This is a genomic window from uncultured Caballeronia sp. (assembly GCF_964243625.1).
Taxonomy (GTDB): domain Bacteria; phylum Pseudomonadota; class Gammaproteobacteria; order Burkholderiales; family Burkholderiaceae; genus Caballeronia.
Window position 1 is genome coordinate 1 of the sequence record NZ_CAXTGZ010000086.1, and the last position, 16060, is coordinate 16060.

Annotated in this window: 19 protein-coding genes; 3 read left to right on the plus strand and 16 right to left on the minus strand. The window is 61.9% G+C overall.

Features of this window, described 5'->3' with window-relative positions; translation table 11 throughout:
• The 3 genes from ACFFAR_RS08400 to waaA form a co-directional block, all read left to right on the plus strand.
• On the plus strand, window positions 1–215 hold a 215-nt coding region (locus ACFFAR_RS08400; protein ID WP_375507741.1), incomplete at its 5' end, for a glycosyltransferase family 9 protein.
• A gap of 207 nt (window positions 216–422) precedes the next feature.
• Complete coding sequence (locus ACFFAR_RS08405; RefSeq protein ID WP_062000950.1) at window positions 423–1307, plus strand: Kdo hydroxylase family protein; 885 nt, start codon at window positions 423–425, stop codon at window positions 1305–1307.
• A 34-nt stretch (window positions 1308–1341) separates the two neighbouring features.
• The gene (gene waaA / locus ACFFAR_RS08410; RefSeq protein ID WP_375507742.1) at window positions 1342–2697 is read left to right on the plus strand and encodes a lipid IV(A) 3-deoxy-D-manno-octulosonic acid transferase; all 1356 of its coding nucleotides are present in this window, start codon (window positions 1342–1344) and stop codon (window positions 2695–2697) included.
• Between the two features lie 42 nt (window positions 2698–2739).
• Here the strand turns inward: waaA and ACFFAR_RS08415 are convergent, their stop codons facing one another.
• The 16 genes from ACFFAR_RS08415 to urtB all read right to left on the minus strand — a co-directional run.
• Complete coding sequence (locus ACFFAR_RS08415) at window positions 2740–3921, minus strand: glycosyltransferase (protein WP_375507745.1); 1182 nt, start codon at window positions 3919–3921, stop codon at window positions 2740–2742.
• Window positions 3922–4133: 212 nt separating this feature from the next.
• Complete coding sequence (ureG, locus tag ACFFAR_RS08420; RefSeq protein WP_062000067.1) at window positions 4134–4784, minus strand: urease accessory protein UreG; 651 nt, start codon at window positions 4782–4784, stop codon at window positions 4134–4136.
• Window positions 4785–4793: 9 nt separating this feature from the next.
• On the minus strand, window positions 4794–5474 hold the full coding sequence (locus tag ACFFAR_RS08425; protein ID WP_062000948.1) for an urease accessory protein UreF: 681 nt from the start codon (window positions 5472–5474) through the stop codon (window positions 4794–4796).
• A complete protein-coding gene (gene ureE / locus ACFFAR_RS08430) occupies window positions 5461–6102 on the minus strand; it encodes an urease accessory protein UreE (protein WP_375507743.1) in 642 nt (213 codons plus the stop codon). Before ureE ends, ACFFAR_RS08425 begins: the two co-directional genes overlap by 14 nt.
• A gap of 7 nt (window positions 6103–6109) precedes the next feature.
• Window positions 6110–7816 carry an urease subunit alpha gene (gene ureC / locus ACFFAR_RS08435; protein WP_075358873.1) on the minus strand — a complete coding sequence of 569 codons (1707 nt, stop codon included), beginning with the start codon at window positions 7814–7816 and terminating at the stop codon, window positions 6110–6112.
• A 22-nt stretch (window positions 7817–7838) separates the two neighbouring features.
• The gene (locus ACFFAR_RS08440; protein WP_062000064.1) at window positions 7839–8144 is read right to left on the minus strand and encodes an urease subunit beta; all 306 of its coding nucleotides are present in this window, start codon (window positions 8142–8144) and stop codon (window positions 7839–7841) included.
• Between the two features lie 19 nt (window positions 8145–8163).
• Window positions 8164–8466 (minus strand): urease subunit gamma, encoded by a 303-nt coding sequence (gene ureA, locus ACFFAR_RS08445; RefSeq protein WP_062000063.1) that lies wholly within the window; start codon window positions 8464–8466, stop codon window positions 8164–8166.
• Between the two features lie 64 nt (window positions 8467–8530).
• Window positions 8531–9250 carry an amino acid ABC transporter ATP-binding protein gene (locus tag ACFFAR_RS08450; protein WP_075358870.1) on the minus strand — a complete coding sequence of 240 codons (720 nt, stop codon included), beginning with the start codon at window positions 9248–9250 and terminating at the stop codon, window positions 8531–8533.
• Entirely contained in the window at window positions 9237–9887 is a 651-nt protein-coding gene (locus ACFFAR_RS08455; protein WP_062000061.1) for an amino acid ABC transporter permease, read from the minus strand. The genes ACFFAR_RS08450 and ACFFAR_RS08455 overlap by 14 nt, the downstream gene beginning before the upstream one ends.
• Complete coding sequence (locus ACFFAR_RS08460; RefSeq protein ID WP_062000060.1) at window positions 9884–10561, minus strand: amino acid ABC transporter permease; 678 nt, start codon at window positions 10559–10561, stop codon at window positions 9884–9886. The genes ACFFAR_RS08455 and ACFFAR_RS08460 overlap by 4 nt, the downstream gene beginning before the upstream one ends.
• Before the next feature lie 51 nt (window positions 10562–10612).
• Entirely contained in the window at window positions 10613–11428 is an 816-nt protein-coding gene (locus ACFFAR_RS08465; protein WP_062167396.1) for a transporter substrate-binding domain-containing protein, read from the minus strand.
• Window positions 11429–11630: 202 nt separating this feature from the next.
• Window positions 11631–12506 (minus strand): urease accessory protein UreD, encoded by an 876-nt coding sequence (locus tag ACFFAR_RS08470; protein ID WP_174364504.1) that lies wholly within the window; start codon window positions 12504–12506, stop codon window positions 11631–11633.
• Window positions 12507–12549: 43 nt separating this feature from the next.
• Window positions 12550–13242, minus strand: a complete 693-nt coding sequence (urtE, locus tag ACFFAR_RS08475; protein ID WP_062000057.1) for an urea ABC transporter ATP-binding subunit UrtE — start codon at window positions 13240–13242, stop codon at window positions 12550–12552.
• 24 nt (window positions 13243–13266) lie between these two features.
• Window positions 13267–14061, minus strand: a complete 795-nt coding sequence (urtD, locus tag ACFFAR_RS08480) for an urea ABC transporter ATP-binding protein UrtD (RefSeq protein WP_231941382.1) — start codon at window positions 14059–14061, stop codon at window positions 13267–13269.
• Window positions 14062–14150: 89 nt separating this feature from the next.
• Window positions 14151–15341, minus strand: a complete 1191-nt coding sequence (gene urtC / locus ACFFAR_RS08485) for an urea ABC transporter permease subunit UrtC (RefSeq protein WP_174364505.1) — start codon at window positions 15339–15341, stop codon at window positions 14151–14153.
• A 1-nt stretch (window position 15342) separates the two neighbouring features.
• Window positions 15343–16060, minus strand: a 718-nt coding sequence (urtB, locus tag ACFFAR_RS08490) for an urea ABC transporter permease subunit UrtB (protein WP_375507744.1), incomplete at its 5' end; no start/stop codon positions are given.

Consider the following 16060-nt stretch of genomic DNA (forward strand, 5'->3'; position numbering starts at 1 on the left):
TGATCGATGGCGCCGCAGCCACGGTCGGCGTGGACACCGGACTCGTGCACATCGCGGCGGCGCTCAAGCGGCCGACCATCGAGCTGTACAATTTCTCGACCGCGTGGCGCACAGGCGGCTACTGGTCGCCGCGCGTGGTGAATCTCGGCAGCGCCTCCCAGCATCCGACCTTGCAGCAAGTCAAGGCGACGCTCGCAGGGTTCGGGTTGCTGTAAAGCGCGCGTTGAAACGTCGCCGTGATACGTTGCCCCGAAGCGTTTGCCTTGTTGGCATTGAAGGCAGCTCCTTTGAGGCCCATCAAGCTCTGACGTTTCATGCAGCGAGTTTTGCGGCCGGTTTGAGCGAAAATGCGGCTCGCTCGTCGAACGGAAGCGCGTTTCCAGCTTGACCGTTCCCTCGCTCATCCAAACAATCGAAGGCTCATGACCGAATCTCAAATCATCGAAGTCGTTTCCGCCGACTGGCAGGGCCAACAGCTCTCCGTGCCGCGCGAAGCGCTGCTGGCCGGTGTCGAACGCGGCAAGGTGCTGTACTTTCCAAACCTGGCGTTTGCGATCGAAGGTGGCGAGCGCGCGCTGCTCGACCCCAAGGTCGCCGATCCACAACGCAAGAACATCAGCCTCGCGCCCAACGGCGGCGCGCTCGTCGGCGTGCTCGGCGACGCCGTCACGCAATCCGCCGTGCGTGCGCTGGTCGCGCGCTATCAGGCGAACGCGCGCTCGCTCGTGGATGGCCTTTTTCCCGAATATCGCGGCAAGCTGCGCGTGGCGCCGACAAGTCTGCGGCTGCACCAGGTGGAAACGCGCGAGACGTCGTGGCGCAAGGACGACAGCCGTCTTCACGTCGATGCCTTCCCGTCGCGGCCCAATTACGGCGAGCGCATCCTGCGCGTGTTCACGAACGTGAATCCGGATGGCGCCCCGCGCGTGTGGCGGGTCGGCGAGCCGTTCGAAGACATGGCAAAGCGCTTTTTGCCATCGATAAAATCGCCGGTTCCCGGCTCCGCGTGGCTCATGAACCTGCTGAAAATCACCAAGACACCTCGCAGCGAATACGATCACCTGATGCTTCATCTGCACGATTCAATGAAAGCGGACCTTGGTTATCAAAAGACATCGCCGCAGCAGGAAATGCCGTTTCCGCCCGGCTGCGTCTGGGTATGTTTCTCCGATCAAACCTCGCACGCCGTAATGGCCGGCCAGTACATGATGGAGCAAACCTTCTTCCTTCCGGTGAACGCGATGGTGCAGCCTGAATGCGCGCCGCTCGGCATCTTGCAGCGCCTGAAGGGAAGGGCGCTGGTTTGAGCGCCGCCCGGCTTCAGTCCTCGACGGAGCGCCGATGCTGAGGCTCGTGTATCGCGCGCTATGGTGGATCGTCGCGCCGCTTGCCGTACTGCGGCTTTTGATCCGGTCGCGGCGGGAGCGTGGGTATCGCGAGCATATTGGCGAGCGGTTTGGTTTTGGCCCCGCGCGTCGTGGCGACGATCTTTCGCCGCTGATCTGGGTTCACGCGGTATCGGTGGGCGAGACACGCGCGGCGCAACCATTGATCGAAGCGTTGCAGCGCGCGTTTCCCGACGCCCGCATTCTCCTCACGCACATGACGCCGAGCGGTCGCGCAACCGGCGAGCAGTTGTTCGGCGAGCGTGTATCGCGCAGTTATCTTCCCTATGACTCCCCGTCGCTCGTGCGGCGGTTTTTGCGCGCGTGGCGGCCATCGATTGGCATCGTGATGGAGACGGAGGTCTGGCCGACGCTCATCGATGAGTGCAAGCACGCCGGCGTTCCACTGGTGCTGACGAACGCGCGGATGTCGGCGCGTTCGTTCAAGCGCGCGGCGAAATTCGGCAACGCAACGCGCGAAGTGTTCGGCGGTTTCACGCGGGTTCTGGCCCAGACTTCTTCCGACGCCGAACGCCTCGGCGCGCTGGGTGCGCGCAACATCGCGGTGCTCGGCAACCTCAAGTTCGATATGTCCGCACCGCCCGAACTCGCCGCACGCGGCCATGCGTGGCGCGCGGCGATGGGCGGCCGCCCGGTCTGGGTGGCGGCGAGCACGCGCGAAGGCGAGGAGGCGCTGGTCCTGCAGGCGTTCACCGCGCTGCGAAACCACGTGCCCGATGCGTTGCTGATTCTGGTGCCGCGCCATCCCCAACGGTTCGATGAAGTCGCCGCACTGATCAACGGCGCTGCGCTGACCCAGGCCCGGCGCTCGACGTGGGCGGGACGGGCGACCGCGGCCGGATCGGGTATCGATGCCGCGCCGCCTTTGCCTTTGGATGTCAACGTCCTGCTCGGCGATTCAATGGGCGAGCTGGGCGCGTATTACGCGGCGTCGGATGTGGCGTTTATTGGCGGGAGTTTGCTGCCGTTGGGCGGGCAGAATTTGATCGAAGCGTGTGCAGCGGGGGTGCCGGTGTTGATTGGGCCGCATACGTTCAACTTCACGCAGGCGACCAACGATGCGATCGCGGAAGGCGCGGCGTTGCGTGTCAGCGACCCGGCAGCACTGGCGCGTGGCCTGCGCGATCTTTTCACCGATAAACCCCGCCGCCTGGCAATGAGCGCGGCGGCATCGGCATTCGCGGCGAAGCATCGCGGAGCGACGGCGAGGACGGTGGATGCGTTGGGGGTGTTGTTGCGGGCAAATGCCGAGGAAGCAGGAAACGGCTTTTCAATACACGATCCGGCGTGAAGCACGAGCCGGCGGTTGCTGACGCCGAGGCTGACGCCGGGGCTAACGCCTTCCCGCCAGCAACCGCTCGAGACACGCCACAAACCGCTTGTTGCTGGCTTCGAGCCCGTAGTCCCGCGCGCGCCCCGACGCCGCGCGCATGAAGCCATCGCGTAGCGTGTCGTCCAGCAGCAGACGCGACATCGCCAGCGCCATCGCGTCCACATCGCCGATGGGAACCAGCAAGCCGAACTTGCCATCGTCGAGAATCTCGCGTGGTCCTGTCGGGCAATCGGTGGAAATCACCGGTTTTCCGAGCGCCAGCGCCTCGAGCAGGACCATCGGCATGCCTTCGTAGCGCGAACTCAGCACCAGCGCGCTCGCGCCCGCGACCACCGCGTGCGGATTGTTCCGATACCCCGTGAAGTGCACGCGTTCCCCCACGCCCAGCTCAGCCGCGAGCGCTTCCAGCTCGGCGCGAAAGCCGCCATCGCCCACGATCACGAGGTCTTCCTTCAGCGCGCCTTCATGGGTCGCGGCAAGGCGCGCATACGCACGCAGCAAGGTGCGGTGATCCTTCTGGATCTCATCGAGCCGCGCCACCGAAACAATGTACGGCCCGGGACATGGCGGCGTTTCCCGAGCGGCGGCGTTCTCGCGAATCCGGTCGATATCGATGGCGTTCGGCAGCACGAACACGTTGCGCAGATGTCCGTCGAAGAGCGCGGTCGCTTCTTCAGCCATGTGCCGGTTCAGCGCCGCAATGCCGTCGTAGCGGCCGTATTGGGCCAGCATGCGCTTCATTTTCCGGCGCCGGCCGCCGAGCCGGGCATCGAAGCTGAAGTGATTCACCCCAAGCCATGCCGTGCCGAAGCGGCCGGCAAGCCGGCGCAAGGACATGTCGAAGTCGATGATGATGTCGTTACGCTGCGCCAACTCGGCCACGCGCGCTTTCACGTACGGACGCACGGCGAGCGTGTTGAACACATCGCGCCCGACGCGGCCAAGCTTGCTGAGCGTATGCGCGTAGCGGCGCTTTTGAAAGGTATTGAGCCAGGGTTTGTCGGTCAGGATCTCGACGGCTACATCCGGCGGAATCTGCGCGCGAAATCGCTGCTCGAACGCAGGCGATGTGAACATCACCGAGAGCGTCACCGCATAGCGGGCGCGCTCGAAGATGCGTAGCCATTGCATCAGCGAAGTCTCGATGCCGCCGTCGTTGAAATCCGCGACATGAAACAGCACGGAAACGCGGCCCGAAGACTGTTCTGCGGCCTTGGCAGGCGCGGAAGAGGCCACGGAAGCGCGTTCCAGTATCACGGCGGTGTCGGCGGGACTGTCGATCGGAATTCTCCCAGTTGCTGGCTACGGCCATAGGAATAATGAAGGCAATATCCTAACGCACTCGACATACCCGACGCAGTTTCCCCGCGTCCCGGACTTGCCCATGCCGGGGTTCAAACCTTCAACAATCCCTTCTTTTCGATAAAACTCACCACCTGATCGAGCCCGTCGAGCGCTTTCAGGTTGCACATCACGAAAGGACGTTCGCCACGCATCTTTTTGGCATCGGAGGCCATGATGTCGAGATTTGCGCCCACGTAAGGCGCGAGATCGATCTTGTTGATCACCAGAAGGTCGGATTTGGTGATACCCGGGCCGCCTTTACGGGGGATTTTTTCTCCGCCGGCGACATCGATTACATAAATGGTCAGGTCCGACAATTCCGGACTGAACGTGGCCGCGAGATTGTCTCCGCCCGATTCGATAAACACGATATCCGCGTCCGGAAAGCGCTCGATCATCTGGTCGACGGCTTCCAGGTTGATCGATGCGTCTTCACGAATGGCGGTGTGCGGGCAGCCGCCCGTTTCCACGCCCATGATGCGTTCGGCCGGCAACGCGCCCGCCACCGTGAGGAGTCGCTGATCTTCTTTAGTGTAGATGTCGTTCGTGATGGCGACGAGGTCGTATTTTTCGCGCATCGCCTTGCAGAGCATTTCGAGCAGCGTGGTCTTGCCCGAGCCGACCGGGCCGCCCACGCCTACGCGCAACGGCGGCAGTTTTTTGGTGCGGCGTGCCGCGGCGGAATAGACAGGTGCGTTCATGGATTTGAGCTAGGAGCGGAATAAGCGCGAGTATTGCGACTCGTGACGTGCGGAAAGAATGCCGAGTTGCGGCGCAAAGGTGTTGATTTCGTCGGGCGAGGTCGCGAGCGCCCGCTGGACTGCGGTCTCGATGGGATCGCGCAGCGCCACGATGATCCGTTGCCCTGCGATCTGGCCGAGCGGCACGGCTTTCAACGCTGCTGCCGCCTGATTCTCCACCCACGCAAAGGCGTAGGCGGCGAGGGTGGCGTCGGGCGCGGCATCGTGGGCATAGGCGGCGAACGCGAATGCCGTTGGCTGCGAGACCGGCTTGATCGCGTTGAGCGTGGCGAGGCGCGCGGCGTCGCCCCATTCGAGTTGCGTGCACAACTGCGCAAGCGACCAGCCCATTTGCTGCGTCTCGCGGCGCAATTCCGCCGATTCACGGCTGGCGAGGAATTCTTCGTCGGCTTGCGTGAGTGCGGCGGCGTCGTGCGTCAGCCAGCGGTTCATCTGATGCGCGAGGAACGGGAGTTCGCCGCGCGCCAGCACATTCGTCAGGCCGCTTGCGATCCAGTCGCGGGCGCTGTCGCCATCGTGGATAAAACCATGTTCTATCGCCGATTCCAGACCCTGCGAATAACTGAACGCACCGATAGGCAACGCCGGCGACGCCAGGTGCAGAAGCGCCGTGAGTTCAGCGGTGCGCATGACCGTGGTCGTGCCCTTCATGGCCTTCATGCCCGTGCGAGCATTGCGAATGGTCGCCGTGATCGTGGCCATGGCCGTGATCGTGGTCGTGCCCATGCGCGTGATCGTGCGAGTGGCCATGATGTTCGTCGAAGACCTTTTGCGCGAGCGCATAGTCTTCCACGAACGTTTCGTCGTGCCCGTGCTTGTGGCCGCCGCCATACGCGCCCGTTTCCGGCTGGAACTGCGTCAGTGCGTGATCCACATGCGCGCCGAGGCGCTTCAACATGTCTTCCAGCACCGGATCGGCTTCCAGTTTCAATTGTCCGGCTGCCACTTCCACCGGCGTGTGGCGATTGCCCAAGTGATATGCGGCACGCGTGAGCGTGACCGGGTCGTGCGCGTGAACCACCAGCACGTCTTGCGGAGCGGCGATCACGCGAACCAGACCGCCATCGTCGGCAACGAGGATATCGCCGTCGCGCAGCACCGTGCCGCGCGGCAGCACCAGCGCCACTTCCTCACCGTTGTCCAGCGTGGCAGCGAGGCGGCTTTTGCAGCGGTCATCGAAGGTGAGGGTGAGCGTCGGCGCGCGCTTGATCAGCGGCGCAGCCAGTTTCGCTTCGATACGTTTGTCGATCGTGCGCATTGAGGTCTCAGAAAAGGAAGTAGCGCTGCGCCATCGGCAGGACGGTTGCCGGCTCGCAGGTGAGCAACTGGCCGTCGGCTACGACCTGGTACGTTTCGGGATCGACGGTGATCGACGGCCTGTACGCATTGTGAATCATGTCGGCCTTCGAGATATTCCGGCAGTTCTTCACCGCGACCACCTGTTTCTTCAGACCGTACTTCTCACCGATGCCGTCATCCAGCGCCATCTGCGAGACGAAGGTCAGTGATGTCTTGCCCAGCGCCCCGCCGCGCGTTGCGAACATCTCGCGATAATGCACCGGCTGCGGCGTCGGGATCGACGCGTTCGGGTCGCCCATCTGCGCGACGGCGATCATGCCGCCCTTCAAGATCATCGCGGGTTTCACGCCGAAGAACGCCGGTTCCCAGAACACGAGATCGGCCCATTTCCCCGCTTCGATGGAACCCACTTCATGCGCGATGCCATGCGTGATCGCCGGGTTGATGGTGTACTTGGCGACGTAGCGTTTCGCGCGGAAATTATCGTTGCGCGCGTTGTCTTCGGGCAGCGCGCCGCGTTGCGTTTTCATCTTGTGCGCGGTCTGCCACGTGCGCATGACGACTTCGCCGACCCGGCCCATTGCTTGTGAATCCGACGACAGCATGGACAACGCGCCCAGGTCGTGAAGGATGTCCTCGGCGGCGATGGTCTCCCGGCGAATGCGCGATTCGGCGAACGCGATATCTTCCGCAATGGATGGATCAAGGTGATGGCAGACCATCAGCATGTCGAGGTGTTCATCGAGCGTGTTGATGGTGTACGGCCGCGTAGGATTCGTCGAGGAAGGCAGCACGTTCGACTCGCCGCAGACCTTGATGATGTCCGGCGCATGGCCGCCGCCCGCGCCTTCGGTGTGATACGTGTGGATCGTGCGGCCCTTGAAAGCAGCGACGGTCGTCTCCACGAACCCTGCTTCGTTCAGCGTGTCCGTGTGGATGGCGACTTGCGTATCGGTATCGTCGGCAACGGATAAACAGTTGTCGATGGCCGCGGGTGTCGTGCCCCAGTCCTCGTGCAGCTTCAGCCCGATCGCGCCGGCCTTGATCTGTTCGATGGCAGGCGCGGGCAAGCTCACGTTCCCCTTGCCGAGAAAGCCGAGGTTGACCGGCCAGCCATCGGCGGCTTGCAGCATGCGTTCCAGGTGCCACGGACCTGGCGTGCACGTGGTTGCGTTCGTGCCGGTCGCGGGACCCGTGCCGCCGCCGAGCATGGTCGTCACGCCCGAGGCCAGCGCTTCATCGATTTGTTGCGGGCTGATGAAGTGAATATGCGAGTCGATACCGCCCGCCGTCACGATCATCCCTTCGCCTGCGATCACTTCAGTGGCGGCGCCGATCGCAATCGTCACGCCCGGCTGGATATCCGGATTACCCGCCTTGCCGATGGCAAACACTCGTCCATCCTTGATGCCGATATCCGCCTTCACGATGCCCCAGTAGTCGAGGATCAGCGCGTTCGTCACGACCGTATCCACGACTTCGGCATGCACGCGCTGCGACTGGCCCATGCCGTCGCGAATCACCTTGCCGCCGCCGAATTTCACCTCTTCGCCATAGGTGGTGAAGTCGCGTTCGACTTCGATCAGCAGGTCGGTATCGGCGAGACGCACGCGGTCGCCGGTGGTCGGGCCGAACATCTCCGCGTAGGCGCGGCGTCCGATGCGTAGCGTCATTTCAATAATCCTGAAGTAGAGATCAAAGCGGACCCATCACGAGGCCGTTAAAGCCAAACACCTTGCGGTCGCCGGCAAGCGCCACGAGTTCGACCGTGCGTTCCTGGCCCGGCTCGAAGCGCACTGCCGTACCTGACGCAATGTTCAGCCGGAAGCCGCGCGCCTTAGCGCGTTCGAACGTGAGCGCCGTATTGACTTCGAAGAAATGAAAATGCGAGCCGACCTGCACGGGCCGGTCGCCAGTATTCGATACCGTCACGGACACCGTCTCGCGGCCCGCGTTGAGTTCGTGCTCACCATCGTCGATGAGATATTCGCCCGGGATCATGCGCGGCTCCTTCAGGGAATCAGGGGATCGGATGGTGAACGGTCACGAGCTTGGTGCCGTCGGGGAAGGTGGCTTCTATCTGGATGTCGGGGATCATTTCCGCCACGCCGTCCATGACGTCATCGCGCGTGAGCAGGGTGGTGCCGTAGTGCATGACGTCGGCGACCGTGCGGCCGTCGCGCGCCGCTTCCATCAATGCCGCCGAGATAAAGGCGACGGCTTCCGGGTAATTAAGTTTCAACCCGCGTGCACGGCGGCGTTCGGCCAGCAATGCGGCGGTGAAGATCAGCAGCTTGTCTTTTTCGCGGTGAGTTAGCTTCATGGCTTGGACGTGTTTTAGTCAGGACGCGATTTTTGAAGAATCCTAGCATCGCTTCCCTACGATTTCATTGTATGAACTTGCGGAGTTCGACGGTCGTCGGCCGCTCGAAAATCTCTTCCGGCGTGCCGCTTTCCCACACGCGCCCCTGATGCATGAACACGACCTTGTTCGATACCCGCCGTGCAAAACGCATCTCGTGCGTGACCATGATGAGCGTCATGCCATCGGCGGCGAGGCTTTCGACCACGGCCAGCACTTCGCCCACGAGCTCGGGGTCGAGCGCTGACGTGATTTCATCGCAGAGAAGAACGGTGGGTTTCATCGCCAGCGCGCGTGCGATTGCCACACGTTGCTGTTGTCCGCCCGATAGTTGCTCAGGATAGGAATTGAACTTATCGGCGAGACCAACGCGTTCTAGCACCTGCTCGGCGGTGGCGCGTGCCTTTGCCTTGTGGACTTTCTTGACCACCGTCTGCGCGAGCATCACGTTCTGACCTGCGGTCAGATGCGGAAACAGGTTGTACTGCTGGAACACCATGCCCACTTTCAGGCGCAACGCGCGCAGGTCGGCGTGACGAGCATCGATGTGTTCGCCGTCGATTTCAATCGATCCTTCGTCGATGCTTTCCAGTCCGTTCAAGGTCCGCAGCAAGGTGCTCTTGCCAGAGCCGCTGCGCCCGATGATCGCCACCACCTGTCCCGGTTCCACCGAAAAATCGATGCCCTTCAGGACCTGGTTCGTGCCGAATTGCTTCTTGAGGTTTTGAGTTTCAACGAGCGGCATTCCATTTCCTTTCGAGCGTGCGCGCGTAACGGGTAAGCGGATAACAGATCACGAAGTAGATCACCGCAACGAGACCGTAGACCACGAACGGCCGGAAGGTCGCGTTCGAAATCATCGTGCCCGCCTTGGTGAGTTCGGTGAAGCCGATGATCGAGACGAGCGCCGTGTCCTTCACGGCCTGTACGCCGAAACCGACCGTCGGGCCAATGGCGATGCGCGTGGCTTGCGGAATGATCACGTGACGCAGTTGCTCGAAGTAGTTCATCGCAAGGCTCGACGATGCTTCCCATTGACCCTTGGGAACCGCTTCCACGCAGCCGCGCCATATTTCGGCGAGATACGCGCTCGTGAACAGCGTGAGTCCGACCGTTGCCGCGATCCAGGGTTGAACTTCAACGCCGAGCAACGGCAGGCCGAAGAACACGAGGAACAGTTGCATCAGGAGCGGCGTGCCCTGGAAGATCTCGATGTAGACCTTCACGATCGTCCGCAACACGCGCGAACTCGATACGCGCATCACCAGCAGCACGAAGCCCACGATCCCGCCCGCCACGAACGAGACGATCGAGAGCACGATCGTCCAGCGCGCCGCGAGCAGCAAGTTGGTGAGGATCTGTTCGAAGGTGAATTCGATCATCGCGCGCCTCGCATGTTGCGGGCGAACATGCGCCTGCCGGCTTCGTTGAGCAGAAAGCGCAGGATGATCGCCATCACGAGGTACATCGCGGTGATCAGGAAGTAGGTTTCGAACGCGCGGAAATTGCGCGACTGGATGTAGCTCGCCGCGTACGTCAAATCAGACACCGATATCTGCGATACGACCGCAGAGCCGAGCATCGTGATCACGATCTGGCTGGTCAGCGCCGGAAACACCTTGGCGATGGCTTGCGGCAGGACCACGTGCCGGAAGGTCTCGCCGCGCGTCATCGCAAGCGATGCCGCCGCTTCGAGATGTCCTTTAGGCACGGCCGCGATTCCCGAGCGGATGATCTCGACCGAATACGCGCCGAGGTTCAGCGTCATTGCCAGGACGGCCGCGACGTATTCATCGATGCGGATTCCCAGCGCCGGCAGCCCGAAGAACACAAAGAACAACTGGACGATGAACGGCGTATTTCTGATTGCCTCCACATAGCCGCCCACGAACGAGCGCAGCGCCGGATATTTGCTGCCTTTGCCCGCCGCACCGAGGATGCCGACCGTGAGGCCGAGCACCGTCGATACAGCGGTAAGCCCCAGCGTGACCGCCGCGCCGCTCACGAACATGCCGGCGTACTGCCCGAGGTCGCCGAACTGAAGTTGATATGCCATTGACCGGCGCCTTGTTGTTTTATTTCAGATGATCGAGCGAGATTTCAGACTTCACAGACCGGCCGGCAGCGGCGCCTTGAACCACTTTTGCGACATGGCTTCGAGCGTGCCGTCCTTCTTCGACTGGGCAATGGCGGCATCCACCTTCGCGAGCAGGCGCGGTTCGTTCTTGTTCATGCCGACGAAACATGGCGAGTTCTTGATCACGAATTTCGGTTCCGGACGGCGCGGCGGATTCTTCGCGAGGATCGCCGCCGCCACGATGTTGCCCGCCGCGATCAACTGGACCTGACCCGAGAGAAACGCCTGGATGGTCGCGTTGTTATCCTCGAAGCGCTTGATATTTGCGGTCGGCGCCATTTGCGTCAGCGCGATTTCTTCGAGCGCGCCACGGGTCGCGCCGACGGTCTTGCCGTTCAGGTCGGCCGGGCCGGTGACCTTGATATCGGCGGGACCGAATACGCCTTGGAAGTACGGCGCGTATGCGGCGGAAAAGTCCATGACCTTCTCGCGATCCGGCGTTTTGCCCAGCGACGAAATCACGAGATCCACTTTGTTCGTCGTCAGGTACGGGACGCGGTTCGCGCTGTTCACCGGAACCAGTTCCAGCTTCACGCCCAGCGATTTGGCGAGCAGCGCTGCCATATCGATGTCGTAGCCCTGCGGTTTCATGTCCCCGCCGACCGCGCCGAACGGCGGGTAATCTTCCGGCACCGCGACTTTGAGCGTGCCGGCTTTCGTGATGGAGTCGAGCGCGTCGGCGTGAGCGGTGTTCGAGGTCAGGGCGAGCGCCGGAATGGCGAGAAGGGCGGAGGCGAGCGTGCTGAATGCGAACCGAAGGGCGGTGCGGCGAAGCGTGCTGGTCATTTGTCTGCTTTCCTTGAGGCTGTGTGGCGCGGTGCGTATCGTCTATTGGATGCACTCGTCGGAAAGGTGTTTAAGCGAGAGTCGTGCCACCGGGTTTGCGCCTTGATGGTAAAGGCTGTGCGTCGTACGTGTTTGAGTGATGCACAAATTATGGGCTTTTTTATGCGCTCTCGTGGTGCCAGTTTTGTGCGTACTTACCCGGCTACGTAGTCCAAAGCCGCAACGGTTTTGCATCGATACCGTGAATGATCGGACGCAACGTTGACCAGCATTGCGTCATCAAAAGCTGTAGCGGCTCCATGGAATGGCTCGCGGCGCGCACGATCAGAACGCCCGGCGTCACGCAAGACACGGCGGCGCGGACGGTGTCGTTGAAGGGGAGATTTGCGGCGATGGATTCCGCCAGCGCGTCGTCGCAAGCGGGGCCGATTGCCCAGAGCGTGCCGTAAGCAGGAAAACCGGCGAGCCCTTGCGGCGCCTTGCGCAGCGGGTCGTCGGCCGTGAGCAGCGTGCGTTCGAACCATCGCAGCCGGCCTGTGTTGTCCTTGATGCGGGCAATCGAGGCGAGCTTTCCCTCGGACCATCGTTCGCCCGCTGCCTGACGGCCCAGCTGCATTGCGTCCCAGCCGATAGCCGTGGCGGTCTCATCCAGCGTCAGCGTGAAATCCAGCGCCACATTCGACGACTCGAACACAATGTTGTTCTGCGGCAGCCAGTCGAGCTTCGCGTTCGCGCCAACATGGATGTTGATGCGCTGCGTGGCGAGCTTGCCGTTCGCCTTGTACCACTTGGTCGCGCCGGGCGTGGTGATGACAGCGTGCGTTTGCGCGGCCAGATCGATATCGATAGCCAGCCGGTCACCGCCCGCCACACCGCCCGGCGGATGCACGATCACCGCGTGGCAGATGGCATCGCCTTCCGGGTACAGCGCGCGCTGCATGCGCAATGGGCCAACATGCCTGCGATGCGTAAGCGCCGTACGCGCCGGCGACTGTTGCGTGAAGCCAAGTTCGAGTTTGCCATGCCATTCATCAGCGTCGGGCAAGGGCAAGAGTGCAGCGATAGGTTCGTGATGCATAAGGCGTCAAAGATCGGGACGAGCCGCCATGTTACGGCGTGCGTCAGACAGCGATCAACTCCCGCACGCCTTGCGCTTCCATATCCGCGCCCGCGCCACCCGCGACAATCTCGCCGCGGCTCATTACCCAATACCGGTCGGCGAGTTCGCGTGCGAAGTCGTAGTACTGCTCGACGAGCAACACGGTCATGCCCATTTCATCGACGAGTTGGCGCAACGTGCGCCCGATATCCTGAATGATCGATGGCTGAATGCCCTCGGTGGGTTCATCGAGAATCAGCAGTTGCGGTTCGCTCATCAGCGCGCGGCCAATCGCTAGCTGTTGCTGCTGGCCGCCCGACAAATCCCCGCCGCGCCGATGCTTCATCTCTTTGAGCACGGGAAAAAGCTCGTAGATCCGGTCCGGTACTTTCGATGGCGACTTGCGGCTCGCCGCGCCCACCAGAAGGTTTTCCTCGACCGTCAGCCGCCCGAAGATATCGCGTCCTTGCGGCACATAAGCAAGACCGCTCGATACGCGCTTGTAAGTCGGCATGGATGAAATCTTCGCGCCGCGCCATGAAATCGTGCCGCTTTTCGTGGGGACGACGCCCATCAGGCAGCGCAGCAAAGTAGTCTTGCCCACGCCGTTGCGGCCAAGCAATACGGTGAGTTTTCCATCGGGCACGGTCATCTTCACATCGCGAAGGATGTGGCTGCCGCCGTAGAACTGGTTGAGTGAATCGACTTCGAGCATTTCTGGATTCCCGTGTTGGCCAAATTAGCGGCCGAGGTACGACTCGATCACTTTCTCGTTGCGCTTCACTTCGTCGAGCGTGCCATGCGCGAGGACGCTGCCTTCTGCCATCACCGTCACGCGGCCTGTTTCGCCGGACAGCGCCGCGACGAATTCCATGTCGTGCTCGACGACCATCATCGAACAGGTGCCGCGCAGCTTGTTGAGCAACTCGGCGAGCTGCATGGTCTCGTGATCCGTCATGCCGGCGGCGGGTTCATCGAGCAGAAGCAGGGCGGGTTGCTGCATCAGCAGCATGCCGATTTCCAGACGCTGCTTCTGGCCGTGCGACAACTCGCCGGCGAAACGCGTGGCGTCGGCTTCGAGATGGATCAATTCCAGCGTTTCTTCAATGCGCGCCTGCGCCTCGCGATCCAGCTTCGACCTGAGTGACGCAAGCCATCCCTTGTCGGTTTTCATCGCGAGTTCGAGGTTTTCCCAGACCGGATGATTCTCGAACACGGTGGGCTTCTGGAACTTGCGCCCAATACCCGTGCGCGCAATCACCGGCTCCGACATGCGCGACAGATCGAACGTTTGCCCGAGGAACACCTTGCCCGAATCCGGACGAGTTTTTCCGGTGACGACGTCCATCATCGTGGTCTTGCCCGCGCCGTTCGGGCCGATCACGCAGCGCAGTTCGCCGACGTCGATAGACAACGTCAGCTTGTTCAGCGCGCGAAAACCATCGAAGCTCACGGTCACGTCTTCGAGATAAAGAATCGTGCCGTGCGATACGTCGATAGCGCCCGGATCCAGCACATGGCCCAGGCCGGTGATGCCGTTCTGGTTACGCTCGTTGAGTTCGGGTAAGGGCGGCAGGTCCACGATCAAGGCGTTGTATGCGTTAGGTGAGGTCAATGAGGTGATCAATGTGAATGCCCTCCGGCTTTCTTCTTGCGCATCGCCATGTCGATAAGACCCATGATTCCGCTTGGCAGCAACAAGGGCACGAGCGTGAAGATCAGGCCCAGAAAGAACAGCCAATACTCAGGAAAGTTCGCCGTAAAAAAGCTCTTCGCGCCATTCACCGCAAACGCGCCGATGATTGGTCCAATCAACGTTCCGCGTCCGCCAACGGCCACCCAGATCGCCATCTCGATGGAATTCCCCGGCGACATTTCATTCGGGTTGATGATGCCGACTTGCGGTACATACAACGCGCCCGCGATGCCGCACAACACGGCGGACACGGTCCAGATGAAGAGCTTGTACGCGAGCGGGCTATAGCCCAGGAACATCAGCCGCGCTTCGCCATCGCGTACACCGGTTACGACGCGTCCGAGCTTCGACGTGACAATCGCCCGCGCCGCGATAAACGCGAGGATCAGCACGCCGAGCGTCATCAGGAACAGCACGGTCCGCGTGCTTGCCGCGGTGATCGGAAATCCCGCAATGCGCTTGAAGTCGGTGAAGCCGTTGTTGCCGCCGAATCCTGTTTCGTTGCGATAGAACAGCAGCATCGCGGCGAAGGTCATGGCTTGCGTGATGATCGAGAGATACACGCCCTTCACGCGCGAGCGGAAGGTGAAGAATCCGAACACCCACGCCAGCACGCCCGGCACCACGATCACCAGCAACAACGCGTACCAGAGGTGCTCGGTGCCTTGCCAGTACCAAGGCAACTTGTGCCAGTCGAGGAACACCATGAAGTCGGGCAGGTCGCTCTGATAATTCCCTTCCCGTCCAATGGAGCGCATCAGGTACATGCCCATGGCGTAGCCGCCGAGCGCGAAGAAGAGCGCGTGCCCGAGACTCAGGATGCCGCAATAACCCCACACGAGATCGAGTGCCAGCGCGCCGATCGCGTAGCACATGAGCTTGCCGATGAGCGTCATCGAATAAGCGCTGAGGTGGAACGCGCTCGACTCGGGAAGTACCAACGCGGCGATGGGCACGCAGATGCCCATTGCAATGATGAATGCGATCAGCGCAACCCAGCCGCTGCGCGGCAAGAGGGCGGCGCGCGGCGGCAGGCCCAAGGCGAAGCCTTCGCGCTTCGCCTGATCGTCGGGTTGTGGCGCGACATCGAGATTCGCGGAGACGTTGGGTGTATTCATCTCAAACCTCGGCGCTTCGGCCCTTCAGTGCAAACATGCCCTGAGGACGCTTCTGGATGAACAACACGATCAGCACGAGCACCGCGATTTTAGCGAGCACCGCGCCCCAGAACGGCTCGATCGTCTTGCTGACAAGCCCGAGCCCGAAGCCGCCGATAACCGTACCCGCCAGTTGTCCGACGCCGCCGAGCACGACCGTCATGAATGAATCGATGATGTAGCTCTGCCCCAGGTCAGGTCCGATATTGCCGATTTGCGACAGCGCGCATCCACCCAATCCGGCAATGCCCGCGCCGAACGCGAACGCATACGAATCGACACGTGCCGTCTTCACGCCGACACACGCTGCCATGCGCCGGTTCTGCGTGACGGCGCGCACGAAGAGGCCGAGGCGCGTCTTGGTCAGCACGACCCAGGCGAGCAGCACGACGACCAACGAGAAGCCGAGAATGGTGAGACGGTTATAAGGCAGGATCAGGTTCTGCATGATGGACACGCCGCCGCTCATCCACGACGGGTTCGTCACCTGCACGTTCTGCGCGCCGAAGATCGTGCGCGTTGCCTGAATCAGGATCAGGCTGATGCCGAACGTGGTCAGCAGCGTTTCGAGCGGACGTCCGTAGAGATGTTTCAACACCACCCGTTCCAGCACGATACCCACGACCGCGGCCGCGGCAAACGAAACCGGCACGGCAAACAGCGGATACCAGTTGAACGCA

Bases quoted from the DNA above. Each gene is read 5' to 3' on its own strand.
- ACFFAR_RS08405 (WP_062000950.1), top strand. From the start codon at position 423: ATGACCGAATCTCAAATCATCGAAGTCGTTTCCGCCGACTGGCAGGGC.
- waaA (WP_375507742.1), top strand. From the start codon at position 1,342: ATGCTGAGGCTCGTGTATCGCGCGCTATGGTGGATCGTCGCGCCGCTT.
- ureG (WP_062000067.1), bottom strand. From the start codon at position 4,784: ATGAACGCACCTGTCTATTCCGCCGCGGCACGCCGCACCAAAAAACTG.
- ACFFAR_RS08425 (WP_062000948.1), bottom strand. From the start codon at position 5,474: ATGCGCACCGCTGAACTCACGGCGCTTCTGCACCTGGCGTCGCCGGCG.
- ureE (WP_375507743.1), bottom strand. From the start codon at position 6,102: ATGCGCACGATCGACAAACGTATCGAAGCGAAACTGGCTGCGCCGCTG.
- ureC (WP_075358873.1), bottom strand. From the start codon at position 7,816: ATGACGCTACGCATCGGACGCCGCGCCTACGCGGAGATGTTCGGCCCG.
- ACFFAR_RS08440 (WP_062000064.1), bottom strand. From the start codon at position 8,144: ATGATCCCGGGCGAATATCTCATCGACGATGGTGAGCACGAACTCAAC.
- ureA (WP_062000063.1), bottom strand. From the start codon at position 8,466: ATGAAGCTAACTCACCGCGAAAAAGACAAGCTGCTGATCTTCACCGCC.
- ACFFAR_RS08450 (WP_075358870.1), bottom strand. From the start codon at position 9,250: ATGCCGCTCGTTGAAACTCAAAACCTCAAGAAGCAATTCGGCACGAAC.
- ACFFAR_RS08455 (WP_062000061.1), bottom strand. From the start codon at position 9,887: ATGATCGAATTCACCTTCGAACAGATCCTCACCAACTTGCTGCTCGCG.
- ACFFAR_RS08460 (WP_062000060.1), bottom strand. From the start codon at position 10,561: ATGGCATATCAACTTCAGTTCGGCGACCTCGGGCAGTACGCCGGCATG.
- ACFFAR_RS08465 (WP_062167396.1), bottom strand. From the start codon at position 11,428: ATGACCAGCACGCTTCGCCGCACCGCCCTTCGGTTCGCATTCAGCACG.
- ACFFAR_RS08470 (WP_174364504.1), bottom strand. From the start codon at position 12,506: ATGCATCACGAACCTATCGCTGCACTCTTGCCCTTGCCCGACGCTGAT.
- urtE (WP_062000057.1), bottom strand. From the start codon at position 13,242: ATGCTCGAAGTCGATTCACTCAACCAGTTCTACGGCGGCAGCCACATC.
- urtC (WP_174364505.1), bottom strand. From the start codon at position 15,341: ATGAATACACCCAACGTCTCCGCGAATCTCGATGTCGCGCCACAACCC.